This is a genomic window from Bacillus sp. MT94 (assembly GCF_058792475.1).
In genome coordinates this window covers 452,474-472,210 of record NZ_JBXAEZ010000003.1, presented here as the reverse complement: position 1 = coordinate 472,210, position 19,737 = coordinate 452,474, and the positions used below count along the sequence as shown (strand labels likewise).

The following is a 19,737-nucleotide window of genomic DNA, read 5'->3' as shown; positions in this document are numbered from 1 at the left end:
ATAAATCAAAAAGGGGGGACAAAACCAACCATGAAAACCACCACAAAAGAAAAAAGAAACACCATCATCATGCTACTACTCTCAGCCATAATAGGAATCTTTTCACCACTTCTCATGTACATCACGCTGGCATGGAAAAACGAAGTGTACAAATATCATTGCCGAAAGGCGTTCAACTTTCATTTGTTAATCTTTCTTCTATTTAATATTAGTACGCGTATTAGTGATGTTTTGTTTTGGATTGTATTTATCTTTGAGGTAGTTCAAGTGATCATTGTTGCGTGGAAAGTAATACGTGATGAACCGTATCGTTATTTCATTCGAATTCCGTTATTTAAAGAAGATAAGTACGCGTTGGAAGGAGAATAGGTGATGAAACAAGAAGTGGAGGTAAAGGGAAAGCAATTTTTTGTTATGGTTGCAGTGTTGTTTATTGCGATTTATATTGTTTTACGAAAAAGAATGTATGAGTACTTTTATGATGGTATTAGTGAGTATGAAAATCGTTATAGAAGGAATATTCCTTTTTTATTGCTTGTTATAGGTTTATTTCAATATTGTCGGCAGAATGAGATGAGTTTTTCTCGTATGCTTCAGTATGTGAGAGAGAAGTTAGCGGAGTAGGTGATGTTATGGCGTGGATGATTAGTGAGTTTGCAAGTATTGGGGATGTTACGGTGCGGACGCTTCGTTATTATGACAAGATTAATTTATTAAAGCCAAGCGATTATACTGAGGGAGGTCATCGGTTATATACAAAAGATGATTTGTATGTGCTACAGCGAATTCAATCGTTTAAGCATCTCGGTTTTTCGCTTGGGGAAATTCAAAATATTATATTACAGCGGAATGTAGAGACTGAAGATTTTTTAAGACAAATGCATTTTCAAAGGGAATTGCTTTTGGCAGAGCAAGAAAGAATTGCGAAGGTGCTTTCGCATATGGATGAGATGACGAAGAAGTTTCAAAAGGAAGAACGAGTGGATGTCGCTTTGTTTTCTTCGTTTTTGCAAACCTTCATATGGGAGAAAGAAAATAAAGAATGGTTAGAGGAACACTTTTCAACGGAGAGTATTCAAGCGTTTTATAATAATAAGGAATTAAAAGAAAAGTTTGATCGGCGTTTTATGGATGTGATAGGGAAGTTGAAAAAGTATAAGGAAGAAGAGAAGGATCCGAGTCATCATGACGTTCAAGTTACTTTGAAGGAATTTTTCAATTTAATAGAAGGAGTAACGAACTATCTTGATATAACTCAAAGTGATATAGAGGATATAATCCAAAAATCAGACCTTCCACTATCCGAATTCCCGGCTCTCTTCACAACCAAAGAAGAAAACTATATAAAAGAAGCAATCCAGCAGTTTAACAACTAGTTAAACTGCTTTTCCATTATAATAGAAGAAAAACCAAACGGAGGAAAAATCCCATGCCAACCTACAACAAACTAATTAGAAATAAAATCCCACAAATAATAAAATCCAACGGCAAAACACCCACAACAAGACTCCTAAACGAAGATGAATATATAGAAGAACTCTGCAAGAAAACACAAGAAGAACTAACAGAATACATCGAAGTAAAAACAAAACCTGATAAACTCGAAGAACTATCCGACCTACTAGAACTAATAAACGCTCTAGCCGAACACGAAGGGACAACACTAGAAGAAATCAACAACATCCGTAAAAAGAAAGCAGAAGAACGAGGCGGCTTTTCGGATCGAGTCTTCCTAATCGAAGTAACTGATAACTAGCCCCACCTAAGCCCTTTACAAGCCCCTACCAAGTAATAAATCACTAAGAAAAAACATAACAAAACAAAAACAACAACAAACACCGTAGTAGTAGTCAAAAAAAATTTAAAATAACACGCCAAAAACCCGACTAACCTCCCATATATATTATGAAGAGGTTTTTATTTTGAACGGAGACGGGAGGAATTAGGATGGCGGTGTATCGTAATGTGCAGGTGAATTTTTGGCAGGATGATTTTGTTTTGGATTTGACGCCGGAGGAGCGGTATTTTTATGTTTACTTATTAACTTGTTCGAAGACGACGCAGTGTGGGATTTTTCCTTTTCCGAAGCGATTAGCTGAGATGGAGACTGGTTATAACCGGGAGACTGTTGATAAGCTTGTGCAGCGCTTTGTTGATTATGGGAAGATTCTTTATGATGCGGATACACGGGAGTTATTCGTTTTAAATTGGCTTCGTTATAATCCTGTGACGAATACGAATGTGGAGAAGTGTGTACTTCGTGAGCTTAAGGGTGTGAAGAATAAGGAGTTTGTACATATGTTTCTTCAGAAGTGCACTGAGGAAGAGCTGAATGTTCCGATGCTTTTAGCACATTTCGGTATGCCTGATGATTTGGCTGTGGATGATGTTGAGCCGATTTGTGAGGAGACAGAGGAAGAAGAGGTTGTAGAGGAAGAAAAGGGAAGTCGTGTGTTTTCTTTTTATGAGCAACATTTCGGTAGTTTGTCTCCTTTTGCGGTGGAGGAACTGAGTGCGTGGATGGAAGATTTGTCAGAGGAGCTTGTGCTGAAGGCGCTTCAAATTGCGTTTGAGAATAATAAGCGGACGATTGCTTATGTGAAGGGGATTTTGAGAGGATGGCACGGGAAAGGGTTTACGAAAGTGTGTGAGGTTGAGGCGGATACGGCTAAGTTTCGGAAGAAGGAGTTGTCTGTTAGTACGGGGGAGACGGAGGAGTTTTTGGCGAGGTGTGAGGAGTGGGAGAAGAATGCGCCGTCAGAGGAAGAGTTGCAGCGCTTTTTAGCGGAGCGCGGGTGGCGGCCATGAGTATTCAAAATGTGGAGGCGGAGAAGACGGTGTTAGGTTCTCTATTAATTGATGGAGAGCTTATTAAGGAGTGCCGTTTGACGGAGCAGTATTTTTCTATGCCAGTACATAAGTCTATATTTCAGTTAATGCGAAAGATGGAAGGAGAGGGGCAACCGATTGATCTTGTGACGTTCATTTCTCGGGTAGATCCGAAGTTTTTAGAGGGAATCGGGGGAATGGAGTATTTTATAGGGTTAATGGATGGTGTGCCTACAACTGCCAACTTCTCTTATTATGAGGGGCTTGTTCGAGGTGCCTGGAAAATGTATCAGGCTGGTGTTCTCGGGCACAAGATGGGAGAGCGTCTTATTGCGGAGAAGAGTGAGAAAGTTATCGGTGAGACGATTACGGCACTTTGTGAGTTAGAGGAGAAAGACTCTGTATGTGAGTTTGATTTGAAGGATGCGCTAGTTGATTTATATGAAGAGCTTCATCAAGATGTGAAGGAGATTACTGGTATTGAGACTGGTTATACATCGTTAAATAAAATGACGTGCGGATTGCAGGAAGGTGATTTTGTCGTTCTTGGTGCGCGTCCTTCTATGGGGAAGACTGCGTTTGCGCTTAATGTTGGATTGCATGCGGCGAAGTCTGGAGCGGCGGTTGGATTGTTTTCGTTAGAGATGAGTAGTAAGCAATTGTTAAAAAGGATGGCATCTTGCGTAGGTGAAGTGTCAGGAGGTAGGCTGAAAAATCCGAAGCATCGTTTTGCGATGGAAGATTGGGAGAAGGTAAGTAAGGCGTTTGCGGAGATTGGTGAGTTGCCATTTGAGATTTACGACAATGCAGGTGTTACGGTGCAAGATATTTGGATGCAAACCCGTAAGTTAAAGCGGAAACACGGTGATAAAAAGCTTTTAGTCATTGTAGATTATTTGCAGCTCATTACGGGCGATCCGAAGCATAAGGGTAATAGATTTCAAGAGATTAGTGAGATTTCTCGTAAGCTTAAGTTATTAGCACGTGAATTAAATGTTTGTGTAGTAGCGTTATCACAGTTATCTCGTTCTGTAGAGTCGCGGCAAGATAAGCGTCCGCTTTTATCAGATTTAAGAGAGACCGGACAAATTGAGCAAGATGCGGATGTCATTATGCTTATGTATCGAGAGGATTATTACGATAAGGAAACAGTGCAGAAAGAGATGACGGAGATTCATGTGGCGAAGCACCGGAATGGGCCTGTGGGGAGTTTTAAGCTGAGGTTTTTGAAGGAGTTTGGGCGGTTTGTGGAGAGGGAGAAGTAGTGAGAGGAAGGTGTTTTGAAAATAGCATGTGCATGTGAACCAAAGTTGTAACGCTAATTTTATAAGTTATATAATAAAGAAAATGGTAACTAATAGTTAAGGGGGATTAGCTATTGGCAGGGAATGATATTTCTTATCATAATAAAGATATTCTGATGAAGTTTTTAAGTGAATGTTATAGGGATAAAGGGCTTGAAGCATATGGGTTAAAAGGTTATCCAAGAATAAAAGAATTGTTGCTAAATGAATTTTCGAGAGTTCGTGCAGATCAAAGGCGCTCAGATACTTTATTTGAAATGGAAGATGGTTCAATTTTAATGTTAGAGTATGAAAGTAATACCCGTTTTCTCGAAAACCATTTGAAGTATATGGATTATGCGAATCAAATTATGTATCGTTACTATAATAAGAGGAAAGAGTTACCGGATATTCGAATCGTAGTTATTTATACAAGTGAGGTAATGAATCCTATAGAAGAAATAGATGTATGTAGTATACGTTTAAATTCTAAAGCGGTTTTACTAAATGAATACAATGGTGATGCCATTCTTCAAAAGATTATTAGAAAAATGGAAGAAGGAAAATCTTTGACGGATGAAGAAACCATGAAATTAATACTTGTACCACTTATGCATAGTAGAGAGAAAAGACAAATTTTAATTGAAAAAACGATAGAAGTAGCAAAGTGTATCTCCGATGAGCAAGAACAAATTCAAGTTATTGCTGGGATTCTTGTAGCTACAGATAAATTTATTGATGAAGACTACGCGAAAAAGGTAAAGGAGTGGTTACGGATGACAAAAGTAGGTCGTTTATATGAACAAGAGAAGCAAGAAGAAATTGATAAAGCACTTTCGGCAGCTGGAATGCTTTTTAAAGGAATGAGTGTAGAAGAAATAGCTAAAAAATTAGATGTAACAATTGAAAAGGTGAAAGAGTGGGAGAAGCGTTTATCTCATTAATCGCTGGGGTAATGGCAGCGTCTGTATAAATTTATACAAAAATAGCCGAATATTTACTATATAATAGTCGACTATTTTTGTACGGAGAAGTTGTTAGGTTTAATACGCAAATCTTTTGGTTTGCTCTTGAATATATTCCTCATTTCCCCATAAAGAAAGATTTTCTCTCTGCAGTAATCCATTGCTGCAAGTCATCTTGGCTACGTCGGACAAGTCGATTTACTAAAACATCATGCCATACATAATCCTCTAATAAGTATATATGAACGGGGTCATCTGTATAAAAAGCAATATTACGCTCTTCAAGTGATGGTCCATAAATCATCTCTTTAGAATCTATCGATACAATAAACCAATGTTCTGTAGACAAGGTTTCTGTATAAGGTGTTATGCGATGGGCTTCTAGATTTTTAATTGGGTTTTCAACATGCAGGGTAATACCTTGTATTGTAACTTTATCAGCTACTTCAGATAGATCTTCTTTTAACGCTTCATACATCTCATCCCACATTGAAATGACAATACGTCGTTCTGCTTTTTTTATTAATGCCTGACAATAGCTAATGATTGTTTGATTGTCTTTTAAAGTAATCACTCGATTATCCGTTTTTTCCTCGGAAGTTTCTAGTTTTTTTAATGAATCACTTATTCCTTCGTAAGTAGACTGCCATTCTGTTTGCGCCTTCTGTAAAAAGATTTCAACAGGTAGAGGTGAATAGCGAGTGGTGTCATTTATTTCTTCCTTCATGACAATTCCTTTTTCTACAAGGTTACCTAAAATCTCATAAATTCGCGCTCTTGGGACACCCGAATCTTTACTCACTTGGTAGGCTGTGACAGGCCCTTGTTTAACAAGAGATACATAAGATTTAGCTTCATATTCATTGAAACCAATTTTTTTAAGCTGTTGCACTATGTAGTCCACTTTTTTCGTCCTCCGATGTTTGCTTTTATCCCGCTTTAACGGGCAGTAAGACTCCCACCTCAAAATTCAGCGGAAGCAAAGAAGTTAGGTGGGGGTCGGGCTGCCCGTAAAAGCCCGATTGGTTCAACTAATAATCAGTGGCCCCACTGATTAAAGTTTCACTTTATATTTCAACGTTACAATAACTGTTTACATTTAGCAAATTATTAGTTACTATTCGAATAGTGACTAAAGGGGAGGTTAATAGTATGGATTTTTATTTAGACCCATCTGTATTAATGATTTTGATTGTTTTTGGATTTGTAGCTGCATTTATTGATTCAGTTGTAGGTGGTGGTGGACTCATTGCTTTACCAGCTTTATTATTTACAGGACTGAATCCAGCAAGTGCAGTAGCTACGAATAAACTAGCGTCGACAATGGGAAGTGCAACTAGTAATATTGTGTTTTATCGTTCTGGTAATCTTGATTTGAAATCGGCGTTTAAATTAGTTCCGCTCACTTTCATAGGTTCCATAATAGGGGCATGGACCGTTCATTTAATGAATCCAGAAGTACTGAAGCCATTGATGTTGATTATGCTTGGTGCGGTCGCTATTTATACGATATTCAAAAAGGATTGGGGTAGTATTTCCACTCATAAGAAATTGTCTGGTCGACACGTCATTATTTTTACCTTTTTTATTTTTGCTATTGGTTTTTATGATGGATTTCTAGGTCCTGGAACAGGTTCGTTTTTAATGTTTTCTCTTTTATTTATTGGGTATGATTTTTTAAAAGCAGCAGGTAATGCGAAGCTTCTTAATTTAGGAAGTAATGTTGGTGCATTGTTGATGTTTATGTATGTAGGGCAAGTAAACTATGCATATGGTTTTATAATGGGGATTGCTCAAATTGCTGGAGGGATTGTTGGCTCCAAATTTGCTATAAAAAAAGGGAGCGGGTATGTTCGTGCTCTTTTCATTACGGTAACTTGTTTATTGTTAGCGAAAAATCTGTATGACTATATTCAGTAAGTAATTAAAGAACGTAGAAAAGGTCAAAGATGCCTACATAGAATATAAGAAGATACCAGGAGAAAATTCCTTTTAACATTTTTTAGATGCTACCTTGTTTTGAAGATAGCATCTAAAAAGAAAATCTAAGTGAAGAGAATGAAAATAATATAAACTCATATTTTTCTGGGGTATGTTTATTGATCATAGTGAAATGTTTATTCTATATTCTTCTTATAATTAGGCCTCAACAAACTCTTAAAATCTAACTCAGCAATTAACACACTCAATAATATAAGCGTAGCCCCTAAGTATCCTTTTCCTGTCAGCGTTTCACCTGTGAAGACGAAAGCAAAGCCTGCGGAAAAGACAGGTTCTAATGAAAAAATAAGACCTGTATGGGTAGGTGTCGTGTATTGCTGGGCAATTACTTGCACGATGAATGCGACTGCGGTGCAAAATATGCTTAAAGCTAATATGATTAGCCATGAGTCGATCGTGCTAGGAAGTTTTGGTGTTTCTATAATAAATGAGAAAATAAGACTAAATAGGCCGACGAAACCTAGTTGCACTACTCCAAGTGCAATGGAATTCACATGTTTCGTTACGCTTCCAGTAATGATGACGTGGATCGCATAAAACAGGGCAGACAGTATGCAAAATATATCGCCGTTACCGATTTTGAATTCGCTCGTTAATGTTAATAAGCCGATTCCTATTATCGTTAAAATGATTCCTACTATAACTTTCTTTTCCGGAATGTGTTTTAAAAATATAGCTGATAATATTGGAATGAAAATGACTGTGAGACATAGTAGGAAACCAGCATTAGAAACACTCGTATACTTTGTACCGAAAGTCGCGAAAATGTAAACGATAAATAAGACAGAAGCAAGTATAAATGCATATTTTACAGTTTTAAAATCAACTTTGAATAAATGTTTGTAAAATATTAAACCTGATAAAAGAAAAGCGATAATAAATCGTAATGCGATTAAATTATATTCTTCTATGCCATCAAGTCCAAGTTTTGTAAGTAGGATGGATGCACCCCAAAAAAATGTAACTAGTAGTAACATTAAATCCGCTTTTAATTGTAGTTTCATTTCTATTCCCTCGTTATGTATAAATTTTATCCCGCATTAACGGGCAGTAAGATTCCCACCTCAAAATTCGGCTGGAGCAAAGAAGTTAGGTGGGAGATCAACTGCCCGTAAATGCCCGATTGGTTCAACTAATAATCAGTGGGGGATGAACAAAACCACCACTGATTAAAGTTTCACTTTATAATCCCATACCCCTATCCCCATTTTTTATTTTAATATTAATTCTGAATATTTGTAACTTAAATTTATCGACGTTTTATTTCATTGATTTAATGTTATCCGCCGCGAAAACATTAGCGGAGTTAAATCCAAACATGACGTTCATTTACGTATCTGGTAGCGGAACAAACAGTACAGAATCAAGACGTACGATGTGCGTGAAGTTTCAGCGTATTTTTTGCGGAAGCAACTTCTGGATAAGGACAACAAAAAACCCACTCCGCGCCGTCACAAGCAAAAGGGTGGGTTCCGCAAAAAGAAATAGCTTATAATAACCACCACCCTAAGCGGTAGCAGTTAAGGAAGAGATGTTAGCGCATCTCTTCTTTTTATTATATGCCAATTTATTCGCTGTTACACTTATATAGTATTCTACGGAAAATATATCATATTCCTATTTTGTGGTCAATTTGATCCCGCTTTAACGGGCAGTAAGACCCCCACCTCAAAATTCAGTGGAAGCAAAGAAGTTAGGTGGGGGTCGGGCTGTCCGTAAAAGTCCGATTGGTGAGGGCTGATAATCAGTGGGGGATGAACAAAACCCCCACTGATTAAAGTTTCACTTTATTGCATGATTGAAAAGGTGTAGTCTTATTCCTTTTCAAACTGAAAAATATCCCGATTAATAAGTTGATGGAGATACCTATCCATTTCAGCAGCAGAAACTTTTCTTTCACTTTTAAACCACCATGCGCTTAATGAGGTGATTGCCCCTGAATAAAATTCAATGATTAAATCATTGGGCATCGTATGATTTTTGTGCAGTTGATTTAACGCTTCTATTTCTTGTTTTCTCGTTTCGTGACTTAAATGCTGTGTTCGGTTAATAAATTGTTCATCAGACATTTGCGTTTCTAATATTTTACCGATTTCTTCATGGTGTAGAAATTGTTCCATTACTTGAAATGGTTTACTTAATCGATCTGAAACCGGTATTTCAGCAATCATCTTGCTGTATCGTTTAAATCCAAATGTTAATAAAGCATCTTTATCTTCGAAGTGTTTATAAAAGGTTGTTCGGTGTACCATTGCGCGGTCACATATTTGGTTAATCGTGATCGTACTATATTTCTGTTTTGATTGCGTCATTAATTCAAATAAGGAATCCCACAGTAATTTATGTGTACGTCTAATACGTAAATCAAGTTGTTTTTCACTATCGTTCATCTACAATTCTCCTTTTTTGTAGATTAAATATACAGTGGCTGAAAATTGATTCTCCCTTTTTAATCTACATATGTATATTATATTACATGTGTTCCGGTGTATTTAAAGTTTTTTAAGTAAGAAACAGGAGGAGAATCTGTAAATGAATATGACAACTAAGAGCCCAGCAAGTGGCAAAGTTGATACTTCTAATTTGAAACATCCCCCCATTTTAATTGCATTACTTTTAGGTGCAATGGTTGCATTATTAAATGAAACATTACTTGGAAATGCGTTAACGGTATTAATGAAAGAATTTGACGTAACGGCTTCAACGATTCAATGGCTTTCTACAGCATACATGTTAGTAGTTGGGGTTTTAGTTCCAATTACAGCATTACTTCAGCAATGGCTCACAACGAGACAAATGTTTTTGATCGCTATGGTAACGTTTTTAGTCGGTACATTAATTGCGGGATTCGCACCGACATTTTCCGTTTTATTAATTGGCCGTATCGTCCAAGCTGTAGCGACGGGGTTAATTACACCGTTATTAATGAATACGATTTTAATCATTTGTCCACCTGAAAAACGTGGTGCGACAATGGGATTAATCGCACTCGTGATGATGGCAGCTCCGGCAATTGGCCCTACATTATCTGGAGTAATTGTGGATTCATTAAATTGGCGCTGGTTATTCTATATTGTTATTCCTATCGTGATTATTTCCATTATGATTGGGATGAAGTACATTCAAAATGTTTCAGAGTTAACAAGGCCAAAAGTAGATTACCCATCTATCCTTTTATCGACATTAGGATTTGGCGGGCTTGTGTATAGCTTTAGTGCATCGGGTGATTTAGGATGGTCCGATGCAAAAGTGTATGGCACTTTAATTGTTGGGCTTATCTCATTATGTATTTTTGCCGTTCGACAATTGAAAATTGAGAATCCAATTTTAGAATTACGAGCATTTAAAGTTCCGATGTTTACATTATCAGTTGGATTAATTGTCATTGTGATGATGTCGCTATTTTCAACGATGACTTTATTACCGATGTTCCTGCAAACCGTTTTACTCGTTACAGCTTTTAAATCAGGAATTATCATGCTTCCGGGAAGTGTTATTAGCGCCATAATGGGACCAATCGCAGGTAAACTATTTGATAAATTTAGTCCGAAAGTTATTATCGTTCCCGGCATTGTCTTAGTAGGAATTGCAATGTTCTTATTTAAAGGCATTACTCCTGATACATCAATGGTACAAATTATTGTCATGCATAGCGTATTAATGGTTGGACTCATGTTTGTCATGACAGCACAAACATACGGTTTAAATCAATTAACACCAGATTTATATCCGCACGGAACAGCACTATTTAGTACGTTGCAACAAGTAGCTGGTGCAATTGGTACAGCTATCTTTATTTCGAAAATGTCTTCAGGAACAACTAAGTATATGGAAAGCTCCGCAAATCCACTGGATCCAGTAGAGAAGTTAAACGGTTTAACGTCAGGGTTCCAAGGCGCATTTGCACTTGGATTAATCTTTATTATTGTTGCATTTATCGTATCGTTATTCTTAAAAGAAGAGAAAGAAGGAGTAAAGGCAGCGAGGGTTTTACAGAACGAACATTAAGGTTTATATAAAAAAGACATCTTTCCCTAGAAAAGATGTCTTTTTTATATTTTTTTCGTAACACTTGTTTTGGGTGTCTTTATACATAAGAATCGGTATGTACAATAATTATCCTTTTTGAGAATAAGGATGCAAAGCCGTACTAATAACTAATAGTTCACCAGATGATTTAGTGACATCGTATATAGATCCTGTTATGAGAATAGGCATAGTCATGATTGTGAAGTTGTTATATTGGTATTAAATGATTTATACGTTTTTTATAGTAAAAATTAGAGACACTTCAATAAAAAGGAATTAAATATGGTACTCTTTAGTTAAGATATTTAAACGAAGACAGGAGAAATGAAGATGGACAAAAAGCTAACGTATTGGCTAGCATCTATTATAGGTGTAGTAGTACTTGCAACTGGTATGACTTATGGAATGTTACAGTTTGCTGAAGTCCCGCTTGAGAGTGAGGACCATGTTTTTGCAGAGGTTAATAAAGAAGACACACTATCGAATGAAGCAGAAGTGAAAGGTTCAAATGCACAACTTCACATTACAGTAACTTCTACTGAAGAAGAAGTTATTTCAGCTATGCATAGCATGACTCATCAAAAAGTAAAAGCGTGTGAAGGAAAGGGAGCAACCCCTATGTCCAAAAAGAATGCAGAGAAAGTAAGAAACATTCTAAACGGAAACAATTTCAAGAATAAAGAAGAGCTATTAGCAATTACTGAAAGATGGGCAAATAGAGATTTTAGTAAAATTTTAGAAGAACATAACTATTTTATTAAACTTCAAGGTGGCAAGATAGGTGAAGCTACAGTAATGGATAAGGTAGACGAGCAAGTATTCTGTTTCAATACTTTCGGTGATGATGTAACGGCCGCATTAGTTAAATCAGGAGATCTTCAGCCACGTTAAAGTGTCTTTCTCAATTATAAGAAAAGCCTCAAGTATTCATATACTTGAGGCTTTTCCAATGGAAAGATAGGAATGATCCGAATTCCTTACATTAAGAACAAAGTGGAATTACTCCTAAACCAATTAATAAAGCTGCAGCAACTGCTGGAATTGGTACAGGAATTTGAATACCTTCTACAAACAAGAAATACTGACCACTTACTATTTTAAAACAAACTAATTGCATGGCTATTCCTCCCTTCTTTTAGAATTAATACATTATATTAATTTATCCATTTATTGTTATAGTTGAATTATTTATTTTTAAAAATATAGTTAATATGTGAATAGTTTTCGAAAGGACCTGCTCAATCAATACGAAAAAACATAAGATGAAACGAATCCATTAAAATACATGAGTGAACCTTAGTTTTCCCCTCTTATCTAAAGGAGGAACTATTATGGGTTATGGTGGTAGTTGTGGCGGTTGTGGCTTCTCGGGAGGCTTTGCTTTATTAGTTGTGTTATTCATTTTATTAATCATCGTTGGAGCTTCTTGCTTCTGCTAAAAACTATTGGAAAAGACACTCATATGGAGTGTCTTTTCTTTCGTGCAAAATGATTCCTGATAATATCCAACTGTATGTAGTATACGGTATATTTTTTCCTCATTAGACATATAAAAATGTTGGAGGGATGTTATGAAACTAGTAGGGAAGCACATTTATATTCGGCTTTATAAAACTGCTGATGCTAACGAGTTAGCTAACTTACATATTAGAAATCGCGAATTTTTTCAACGAGTTTGCCCGTTGCTCCCAGAAGTTTTTTATACAGAAGAACATCAAAAAATACGTCTTGAACAAGCTCTAAAAAAGACAGCTGAAGGGCAAGTATACCCTTTCGGAATCTTTTTAAGAGAAAATGATAAACTGATTGGAGACATTTCATTAACTCAAATTGTTAGGGGAGACCTCCAAAGCTGTTATACGGGATTTACTTTAGATAAGGAGCATAATGCAAAGGGCTATACAACAGAGGCTCTTCAACTTGTTGTAGATTTTGCTTTTAGGGAATTAAAGTTACATAGAATTGAAGCAGGAGCGATGCTTGATAATTTAGCATCTATTCGTGTATTAGAAAAAGTGGGATTTAAAAAAGAAGGTATAGCGAAAGAAAATATAAGGATTAATGGCAAATGGACAGATCATCAAATAGTAGCTATCATCAACAGCTTGGATGTGTAAGCTTATTTTGATTCCAATAACGATAATTATGTAAAGGGCTGTCTATATCGACAGCTTATTATATTTTTTGCTTAGCGTGATTTTTTCGGCTAATTCAGTAAAAAACGGAAACTCTGCAACCCACGCCAGGATAGGAATGTATAAAAAAATGAATAGCATTATAGGGGTACGGAAACGATTATGGGTTTCAAGGGCCACTCTGAAATTAAATACCACGCTTCGATTTTGATAAGTGTATTTGAGAAACTCTAAATCCTTTAAAATCAATAACTTGTAAGCTTCTCAATAGAGTACACTCTATTGAGAAGGTAAATATGTAATTATGCATATTTATATTTTTTTATTTTAATAGTAATTAAACCTAATATATAATTAAAAAGTTTTTTACGAATTGATAAGGAGATGCGAGTATGAAGAAAACCATAGGACTTATATTATCATTATTTTAATTACTTTCTACCTATGCACCAATGTTTACAGAGGAAGTCGAAGTTTTAAATCAAATAGGCCGCGTCAAAGAGAAAGGAGATTAGTATTATTATGGATCTCTTCAACATAATGCGAATTTTAGACTAAGGGATTTTCAAATTAAAAAACTTGGTTTTACTGTTTATTAAGAAGGTTCCATAAACGGGCTACTACATTTAAAACATGAAACATCTTATGAACTAATTATTGTTTAGACAGAATGACTTAGGTTGTCCTTATGCGAAATATTAGTATGAATAGAAATTTGATAATTATATAAAACGCCGTAAATGAAGGATAAAATAAGTGCTGATTTTGCAATTATATTTTTAAAAATTGAATAGGAGATCTATTATGAATACAATTAAGAAATTATTTTTAAGTTCTGTGATATGTATTTTATTATTCAGTACAGTAGGAACAGCGTATGCAGAACAAAATGGTCAAGTGAATTCATCATCTTTTATTGACGTTCCTAAAACCCACTGGGCATATAAAGAAATGATGTATATGGCTGAAAATAAGATTATAACAGGATACGGAAATGGATATTTCGGTGCTACGGATCCTATTATTCGCGAACATCTTGCTGCATTCTTGTATCGATATTTAAAACCGCAAGATAGTACCAATAATCCATTTGTTGATATTGGTGATAGCAATTTTAAAAAGGAAATTTTGGCACTTACTGCACGGGGCATATTTAGCGTAAATGTAGAGAAACAATTCAATCCGAAAAATAATATGACGCGTGCTGAAATGGCTGCAGTACTGGTCAGAACATTCGATTTAAAACCGAAAGGGAATTTTGACTTTACGGATATGAAAGGTCATTGGGCTAACGAATATGTCAAAATATTAGCTGGGAATAAAATCACAAATGGTACTGGTGATGGCAATTTTAATCCAAATGGACTTGTCACAAGAGAGCAATTTTCTGTGTTCTTATATAGGACAATCATGGCAACATCAGGTATAAAAAACAATGAATCGGTTGGCTGGGTTGTAGATGGAGAAAAGAAATACTATTATGACAAACCAGGCGTGAAACATACTGGATTATTACGTTCAGGGGAGGATACCTATTTCTTCGATAAAAATGGTAATCTAGCTTCAGGATGGAATACCGTAGACGGAAAGGACTACTATTTTGATACGGTAAGTGGAGCTGCACAAAAAGGATGGTTCTCTCAAACTACCCATTGGTATTATGCAGACGATAACGGTGTGATTCAAAAAGGCAATGTAACCTACAAAGGAAAACAATTCCAATTTGATAGAACAGGTAAAATGGTAAAAGGGTGGATAACAATCCAATCCCTCGACCAAAATATCTACAAATCCAGAACAGTTGTAAGGGGATTTGACCCAATAAAAGTTAGAAAGGATGAAATTCTTGAAGTAGTAGGGGAAGACGGTCCTCTATGGTTTAAGGTGAACTACAATGGTCAAACATACGTTGTGCAAAAATTATTTGCAGTCGTGTTTGATCAATCTCTATCTAATAAAATAGATACAATTCGTCAAGATATTGATGATTTAAAAAAGAGTACTGAGTTAGTAAAAAAATATTCAGAACGCTATAAAAAAGCAAAAGAAACTAAAAATGATGATGCGGCTTTAGTTGAATCTAGTGAACTTGCACAAAGTGTCTCTCAATTACTAACCACACTAAAAAAATCTGAATTGAAGAACACTGTAGATAAAATTTATGAAAAAGAAGCTGATCCAGCTGTAAGAGAAAAATACAATTCTACTATCGCAACTTTAGAGATGATGAATCAGGATTTTGGGAAAATCCATAAATTAATGCTACTAAAAGATAGTATTATGGTTATCGATAAAGCGAATCAGGATTCAGGTAATATTATTCAACAAATTCAACAAGGTAAATATTTGGTACAGCAGGATAAAGCTAACCTTCAAAACTATGTGAATGGTTTAACGGATTATAAAAATAGTATGACAGCCTATAAAAAGCAAATGTTGGAATGGTTTGTGGATACTGCTGATGCAGGAACAGATGCCATGATAATGTTTATGGACATGACAACAGCTTACTCGCTCTCAATTAATAAGGTGTTTATCGAACCAGCAGAAAAATGGGTTGGCACATTACCAAAAGGTGAAATAGAAAAATATGCAGACGGTGTTCGCGACTATGGACAGCAACTTACTGCCATGAAGGAAGGATTCAAAAATAGACTACCTGAATATAAACAAATGGCCAGTGATTTACGCGTAGTAAATCAAAGTTTCCATAAGTTTGGAGATTCAGTACAAAAAGCTGGGGCATCACTTCATAAACAAGCAGTAATGGCTGATGGACTAATTAATAGTGTCTCAACGCATGTTGCAGAAGCTCAACAAGCATTTCCAACACTACATACAGATATTATGTCTGGATTAGATGCTGCTAATAATATGATGGATTCTGCTAATAAAATTTCAGGCTACAAAATAGATACGTCTAATGTTGTTAAAAATGTTGGTAATATGGATGGTTTAACAACCCGTCTTAAGGATTTTGGTGTACCACCTGAAAAAATGAAAGAATATCTGGAAGAGCAGAAACGTACTAATGAGCTTGGATCCATGTCACTTGATTTCTTTCCAATTGTAGGACAAATCAAACAAGGGTTACAACTCATTAACGGAAGAGAATTTTTCACAGAGAGAGAATATGGTCCAGATGATTATGTTTGGGGAACTGTTTCTACACTAGTAGGTGGGTCTCCTAAAGTTGTTGGCCGTGTGTTTGGTAAATATGGAGAACTAGAACAAAAAGCGAAGGATTTAGGGAAAGTATCAAAGGTAACAGAAGAAATTGGATGGAGTATGCCAAGAGGTGGCGGCGTCATTGATGGACGTAAGTACTCTGAACATGCACTTGAAAGAATGGCACCTGATACAGTTCAAGTTCGAGCGGAGCTTACAAAACGAGCACGTGAGCGAGCTGAAAGAAAAGGGTATACATTCGGATCAGATAAATACATGGAAGAATTAAAAAAAGTTGATCCTCGAGGAATGACTCCAAATGTAGTTGAAGATATTATAAAAACGGGCACTCGCAAACCAGGAGACAATCCTGGTACTTGGAAATACGTTAGAGACGAAGGCTACGTAGTTATAAATGATAAAGGTGACGTTATCACAGTTGTTCCCGCAAAGAAAAAAGAATAGAATGAATAGCATAGTAAGTAATCTATGACAAAAAGGTTGAGGAATATTGGATATTAAACATGATAAGTATGAGTTACTAGAAATTTTCGAAAGCGAACCAGAAGATTACTATATTCCAGGTGCAGGTGCGTATCGATATAGTAAAATTGATAAACTTGGATTTGAACTGGTTATGAATATGTTCTATTATGATGCAACAGTTGAATTAATAATGCTATACGAAGACAAACGTATCATAGAAACCAAGATGGAATCAGTGAAAGAAATATATACTCGTAATGATTCACTATACATTCTAGGTACAGAAGAAAAGAAAAAAATCGAAGTAAAATTCAAACCACATTTTACAGTTACAATAAATGAGTTTTAAAAACTCGAAATTAATGATCGTAAATATTCTGCGCATGCTTTAGAAAGAATGGCTCCGGATACAATACAAGTTCGAGCTGAATTAGAGGCACATGCCAAAAGTAGAGGGCTTGTACGTAGTACACAGAAATTTAAAGAATTTGTTAATCCTAGAGGTATCACAACTTCTGTAGTAGATTTTCTGTGCCTTTCCATTGGAAAATCAAGACTGATATAAAAAATGAGTAGAAAAAACAAGGCTCTTACTTCGTGGATACCGCTACAAAGTAAGAGCCTTGTTTCATTATATTTGTTCATACAGTTTTCCTTGTAGTCTTCTATTTTCATCCTTCAATCGCTTATTCTTTATCAATTTTTCGAACAGGTTGCTCCCAAAAGTTTTTTATACAGAATAACATCAAAAAATACGTCTTGAACAAGCGTTAAAAAAGAAAGCTGAAGGGCAAGTATACCCTTTTGGAATCTTTTTAAGAGAAAATGATAAAATGAAGATAATATTAGGGAATTGTGAGGATGATTACGTTGCTTACTTTGATAAAATTTGTAGTTAGTTATGCTGCAAGTCTATTTGCTTTTATTTTTGGATGGTTCTTAATTTCATATATTTTTAATCCTAGCTTTATTCACCCAGACGTTTTACAGGGGTTCATAAAAACTATCGTCACTTATGGTAGTATACCAGCTCTTATAGCTTGTCTAATTGGGGAAGTCTTATATAGGAAAATTAAACGATGTCGAGAGTTTCAATTTGGAATTCCTTTATTTATAGGACTAGCAGTTATCTATACACTTATACCATTTCTTTTTCTTTTTAATTTTTCTTTTTCATATTTCTTTGACTTCGTTGCACCTGTTATTATGGGTTCCTTAGCGTTTTATTTAGTACGTAGAAAAATATAATTTTCGTTTTGATCCATTATAATAGCTATCTCTGAATCACTAGTTTCAAAAAGCCTTCACGCAATGATGATTGCATGAAGGCTTTTGATGTTTTCTTATTTTTTTGTCTCGTTAACCCATGTAATAATGTCTTGGATGACATACTCGGGAACATTAGCAGGAATTTCGTATTCACTAGGAAGACTTAATTCCCCGTCACCCTCCGTGAAGAAATGATTCAATTTCGGGTATTTTTTGAACTGAACATTCCCGCGGTTTGAAAGTCCTTTCTGCCATTTTGTATATTCATCTTTTACTGTTACTTGATAATCGCGTGCTCCTTGCAAAATGAGTAAAGGCTCCTTTCGTGATTGTGCTTCTTCAACTGGACGCCACCTAGAAACATCATACATAAAATGAGGTGACCCAAAATTGTAGCCAGCTGGAGGATGGTCAGGATTGAAAGCAGGATCCTGGATAAAAGCGACTTGTCTTTTTAATTCATCGATTACTTCCTTTGACTCCCCAAGGTATTGATACTGATCAATGGCAATGTCAGTCAAAGGGCGTGCAGGTGGTGCGAGTAAGATACTTCCTCGGACAAGTGAGGAAGGCGCTTTGCTTAGTATACGCGGCATTGTGCCGGCTCCTAGGCTATGTCCAAGAATGAAAATATTATTTGGATCAATGCCTTCCTGCTGCGCTGCTGATTTTGCTGCATATATAGCATCATCTGTAGTATCACGATCTAACGTAACAGGTTCTGCACTCATCTTTAATGCATGTTCTAAGGTACGTTTTTCATAGCGCAACACTGCAATTCCGTTGGATGAAAGGCCCACCGCAAGGTCGCGTAAGATTTTTGTTCCCAAATAGGTAGCATCGCGATCATGGATGCCAGCACCATGAACAAGAACAACTACGGGCAGCTTTTCACCAGGCTTATGTTTCGGAACTGTTAATGTCGCTGGTAACGGATAGGTAGAATTTCCAATGACGATTTCACGTTCTTGATAGGAGTCAGGTTGATCATAGCTAGGATGGGGGATGGTAAAAGATTCCTCGGGTGGCCTTTCTCCAATTTCATCTACTTTCCCGCCAGGTGTGAATTTAAGGAGTAGCGGTATGGTAGTTCCTTCGGTAGCTGCTGGAATTTCCACCGTCTGATGGACCAAGTTTCGTTCTTTTATCACAGGGATTCCCATGCTTTTTATCCCGCTCCAGCCACTTTGTGTCCACCAGTTTTGTAATGTGGTTGCTGTAAATTTGGATTGAAAAGCAGTAGACGTCAACTGTAGTGCCTCTGCATACTTACCTTGCTGGAGATATTCAAAAAATAATGATGTACGCTCCGTTAAAGAGATTAATTTCTTTTCAGCAGATTGTTTCTCACGTGTATCTGCGTGAATAGTTGTTGTAAGCGGGAAAGATGAAACGCCTAAAGAAAAGAGTAGGGTAAAGGTAAGTGCTGATCTTTGTATTTTCTTTTTTTTATTCATGTTTTAACCTCCAATATGTGATGGTAAAAAACAGGTAGGGTAATTAGGGTTCTGGTGCGAAAACTTAAAAATATTTGCAAGCAATCTCCAAAACTTGGACATACTCATATTATTA

General features: G+C 36.2%; 20 protein-coding genes and 1 pseudogene. 16 read left to right on the top strand and 5 right to left on the bottom strand.

The features are described from left to right. The first annotated feature begins 30 nt into the window (after window positions 1-30). The 7 genes from AC1Q51_RS14180 (at window position 31) to AC1Q51_RS14150 (ending at window position 5,056) form a co-directional block, all read left to right on the top strand. Window positions 31-369 carry a magnetosome magnetite crystal formation protein family gene (locus AC1Q51_RS14180; protein ID WP_109737134.1) on the top strand — a complete coding sequence of 113 codons (339 nt, stop codon included), beginning with the start codon at window positions 31-33 and terminating at the stop codon, window positions 367-369. A gap of 3 nt (window positions 370-372) precedes the next feature. Further along, window positions 373-624: a hypothetical protein gene (locus AC1Q51_RS14175; RefSeq protein WP_023521293.1), complete on the top strand. Its 252-nt coding sequence runs from the start codon at window positions 373-375 to the stop codon at window positions 622-624. An 8-nt stretch (window positions 625-632) separates the two neighbouring features. Further along, window positions 633-1,376 carry a MerR family transcriptional regulator gene (locus AC1Q51_RS14170; RefSeq protein ID WP_109737136.1) on the top strand — a complete coding sequence of 248 codons (744 nt, stop codon included), beginning with the start codon at window positions 633-635 and terminating at the stop codon, window positions 1,374-1,376. Window positions 1,377-1,429: 53 nt separating this feature from the next. Continuing rightward, window positions 1,430-1,756: a nucleoside triphosphate pyrophosphohydrolase gene (locus AC1Q51_RS14165; protein ID WP_023521295.1), complete on the top strand. Its 327-nt coding sequence runs from the start codon at window positions 1,430-1,432 to the stop codon at window positions 1,754-1,756. Window positions 1,757-1,947: 191 nt separating this feature from the next. Then, on the top strand, window positions 1,948-2,808 hold the full coding sequence (locus tag AC1Q51_RS14160) for a DnaD domain-containing protein (protein WP_000312064.1): 861 nt from the start codon (window positions 1,948-1,950) through the stop codon (window positions 2,806-2,808). Beyond that, window positions 2,805-4,094, top strand: a complete 1,290-nt coding sequence (dnaB, locus tag AC1Q51_RS14155; RefSeq protein WP_000027306.1) for a replicative DNA helicase — start codon at window positions 2,805-2,807, stop codon at window positions 4,092-4,094. Before AC1Q51_RS14160 ends, dnaB begins: the two co-directional genes overlap by 4 nt. 113 nt (window positions 4,095-4,207) lie before the next feature. Further along, the gene (locus AC1Q51_RS14150) at window positions 4,208-5,056 is read left to right on the top strand and encodes an RpnC/YadD family protein (protein WP_000908110.1); all 849 of its coding nucleotides are present in this window, start codon (window positions 4,208-4,210) and stop codon (window positions 5,054-5,056) included. Window positions 5,057-5,195: 139 nt separating this feature from the next. Here AC1Q51_RS14150 and AC1Q51_RS14145 read toward each other — a convergent pair whose 3' ends face one another. Further along, a complete protein-coding gene (locus AC1Q51_RS14145; protein ID WP_000384619.1) occupies window positions 5,196-5,981 on the bottom strand; it encodes a TrmB family transcriptional regulator in 786 nt (261 codons plus the stop codon). 248 nt (window positions 5,982-6,229) lie between these two features. Here AC1Q51_RS14145 and AC1Q51_RS14140 point away from each other — a divergent pair, with 248 nt between their 5' ends. Next, window positions 6,230-6,997 carry a TSUP family transporter gene (locus AC1Q51_RS14140; protein ID WP_000348456.1) on the top strand — a complete coding sequence of 256 codons (768 nt, stop codon included), beginning with the start codon at window positions 6,230-6,232 and terminating at the stop codon, window positions 6,995-6,997. 197 nt (window positions 6,998-7,194) lie between these two features. Here AC1Q51_RS14140 and AC1Q51_RS14135 read toward each other — a convergent pair whose 3' ends face one another. Further along, entirely contained in the window at window positions 7,195-8,082 is an 888-nt protein-coding gene (locus AC1Q51_RS14135) for a DMT family transporter (RefSeq protein WP_044306447.1), read from the bottom strand. Between the two features lie 810 nt (window positions 8,083-8,892). Then, complete coding sequence (locus tag AC1Q51_RS14130; RefSeq protein WP_000999971.1) at window positions 8,893-9,468, bottom strand: TetR/AcrR family transcriptional regulator; 576 nt, start codon at window positions 9,466-9,468, stop codon at window positions 8,893-8,895. Window positions 9,469-9,610: 142 nt separating this feature from the next. On the opposite strand from AC1Q51_RS14130, the gene AC1Q51_RS14125 reads away from it, so the two are divergent. Together AC1Q51_RS14125 and AC1Q51_RS14120 are read left to right on the top strand one after the other, a co-directional pair. Next, complete coding sequence (locus tag AC1Q51_RS14125) at window positions 9,611-11,086, top strand: MDR family MFS transporter (protein WP_492331562.1); 1,476 nt, start codon at window positions 9,611-9,613, stop codon at window positions 11,084-11,086. Window positions 11,087-11,437: 351 nt separating this feature from the next. After that, window positions 11,438-11,998 (top strand): PRK06770 family protein, encoded by a 561-nt coding sequence (locus AC1Q51_RS14120; protein ID WP_097961400.1) that lies wholly within the window; start codon window positions 11,438-11,440, stop codon window positions 11,996-11,998. Window positions 11,999-12,089: 91 nt separating this feature from the next. Here AC1Q51_RS14120 and AC1Q51_RS14115 read toward each other — a convergent pair whose 3' ends face one another. Next, entirely contained in the window at window positions 12,090-12,224 is a 135-nt protein-coding gene (locus AC1Q51_RS14115) for a hypothetical protein (RefSeq protein ID WP_001177693.1), read from the bottom strand. Window positions 12,225-12,438: 214 nt separating this feature from the next. Here AC1Q51_RS14115 and AC1Q51_RS14110 point away from each other — a divergent pair, with 214 nt between their 5' ends. From AC1Q51_RS14110 to AC1Q51_RS14085, 6 genes and pseudogenes are all read left to right on the top strand, one after another. Beyond that, the gene (locus AC1Q51_RS14110) at window positions 12,439-12,546 is read left to right on the top strand and encodes a YjcZ family sporulation protein (RefSeq protein ID WP_000540375.1); all 108 of its coding nucleotides are present in this window, start codon (window positions 12,439-12,441) and stop codon (window positions 12,544-12,546) included. A 132-nt stretch (window positions 12,547-12,678) separates the two neighbouring features. Beyond that, the gene (locus AC1Q51_RS14105) at window positions 12,679-13,224 is read left to right on the top strand and encodes a GNAT family N-acetyltransferase (RefSeq protein WP_000779764.1); all 546 of its coding nucleotides are present in this window, start codon (window positions 12,679-12,681) and stop codon (window positions 13,222-13,224) included. Between the two features lie 822 nt (window positions 13,225-14,046). Continuing rightward, window positions 14,047-16,875, top strand: coding sequence for an S-layer homology domain-containing protein (locus AC1Q51_RS14100; protein WP_492331561.1), 2,829 nt, complete (start codon window positions 14,047-14,049; stop codon window positions 16,873-16,875). 46 nt (window positions 16,876-16,921) lie between these two features. Then, a complete protein-coding gene (locus AC1Q51_RS14095) occupies window positions 16,922-17,245 on the top strand; it encodes a hypothetical protein (protein WP_000351757.1) in 324 nt (107 codons plus the stop codon). Between the two features lie 331 nt (window positions 17,246-17,576). Next, window positions 17,577-17,774, top strand: a pseudogene (locus tag AC1Q51_RS14090) (GNAT family N-acetyltransferase); the annotation flags it as partial. Further along, window positions 17,758-18,144, top strand: coding sequence for a hypothetical protein (locus tag AC1Q51_RS14085; protein ID WP_000631589.1), 387 nt, complete (start codon window positions 17,758-17,760; stop codon window positions 18,142-18,144). The pseudogene AC1Q51_RS14090 and the gene AC1Q51_RS14085, both read left to right, overlap by 17 nt. 95 nt (window positions 18,145-18,239) lie before the next feature. Here the strand turns inward: AC1Q51_RS14085 and AC1Q51_RS14080 are convergent, their stop codons facing one another. Further along, complete coding sequence (locus AC1Q51_RS14080; protein ID WP_492331560.1) at window positions 18,240-19,622, bottom strand: alpha/beta hydrolase; 1,383 nt, start codon at window positions 19,620-19,622, stop codon at window positions 18,240-18,242. Window positions 19,623-19,737: the final 115 nt, after the last annotated feature.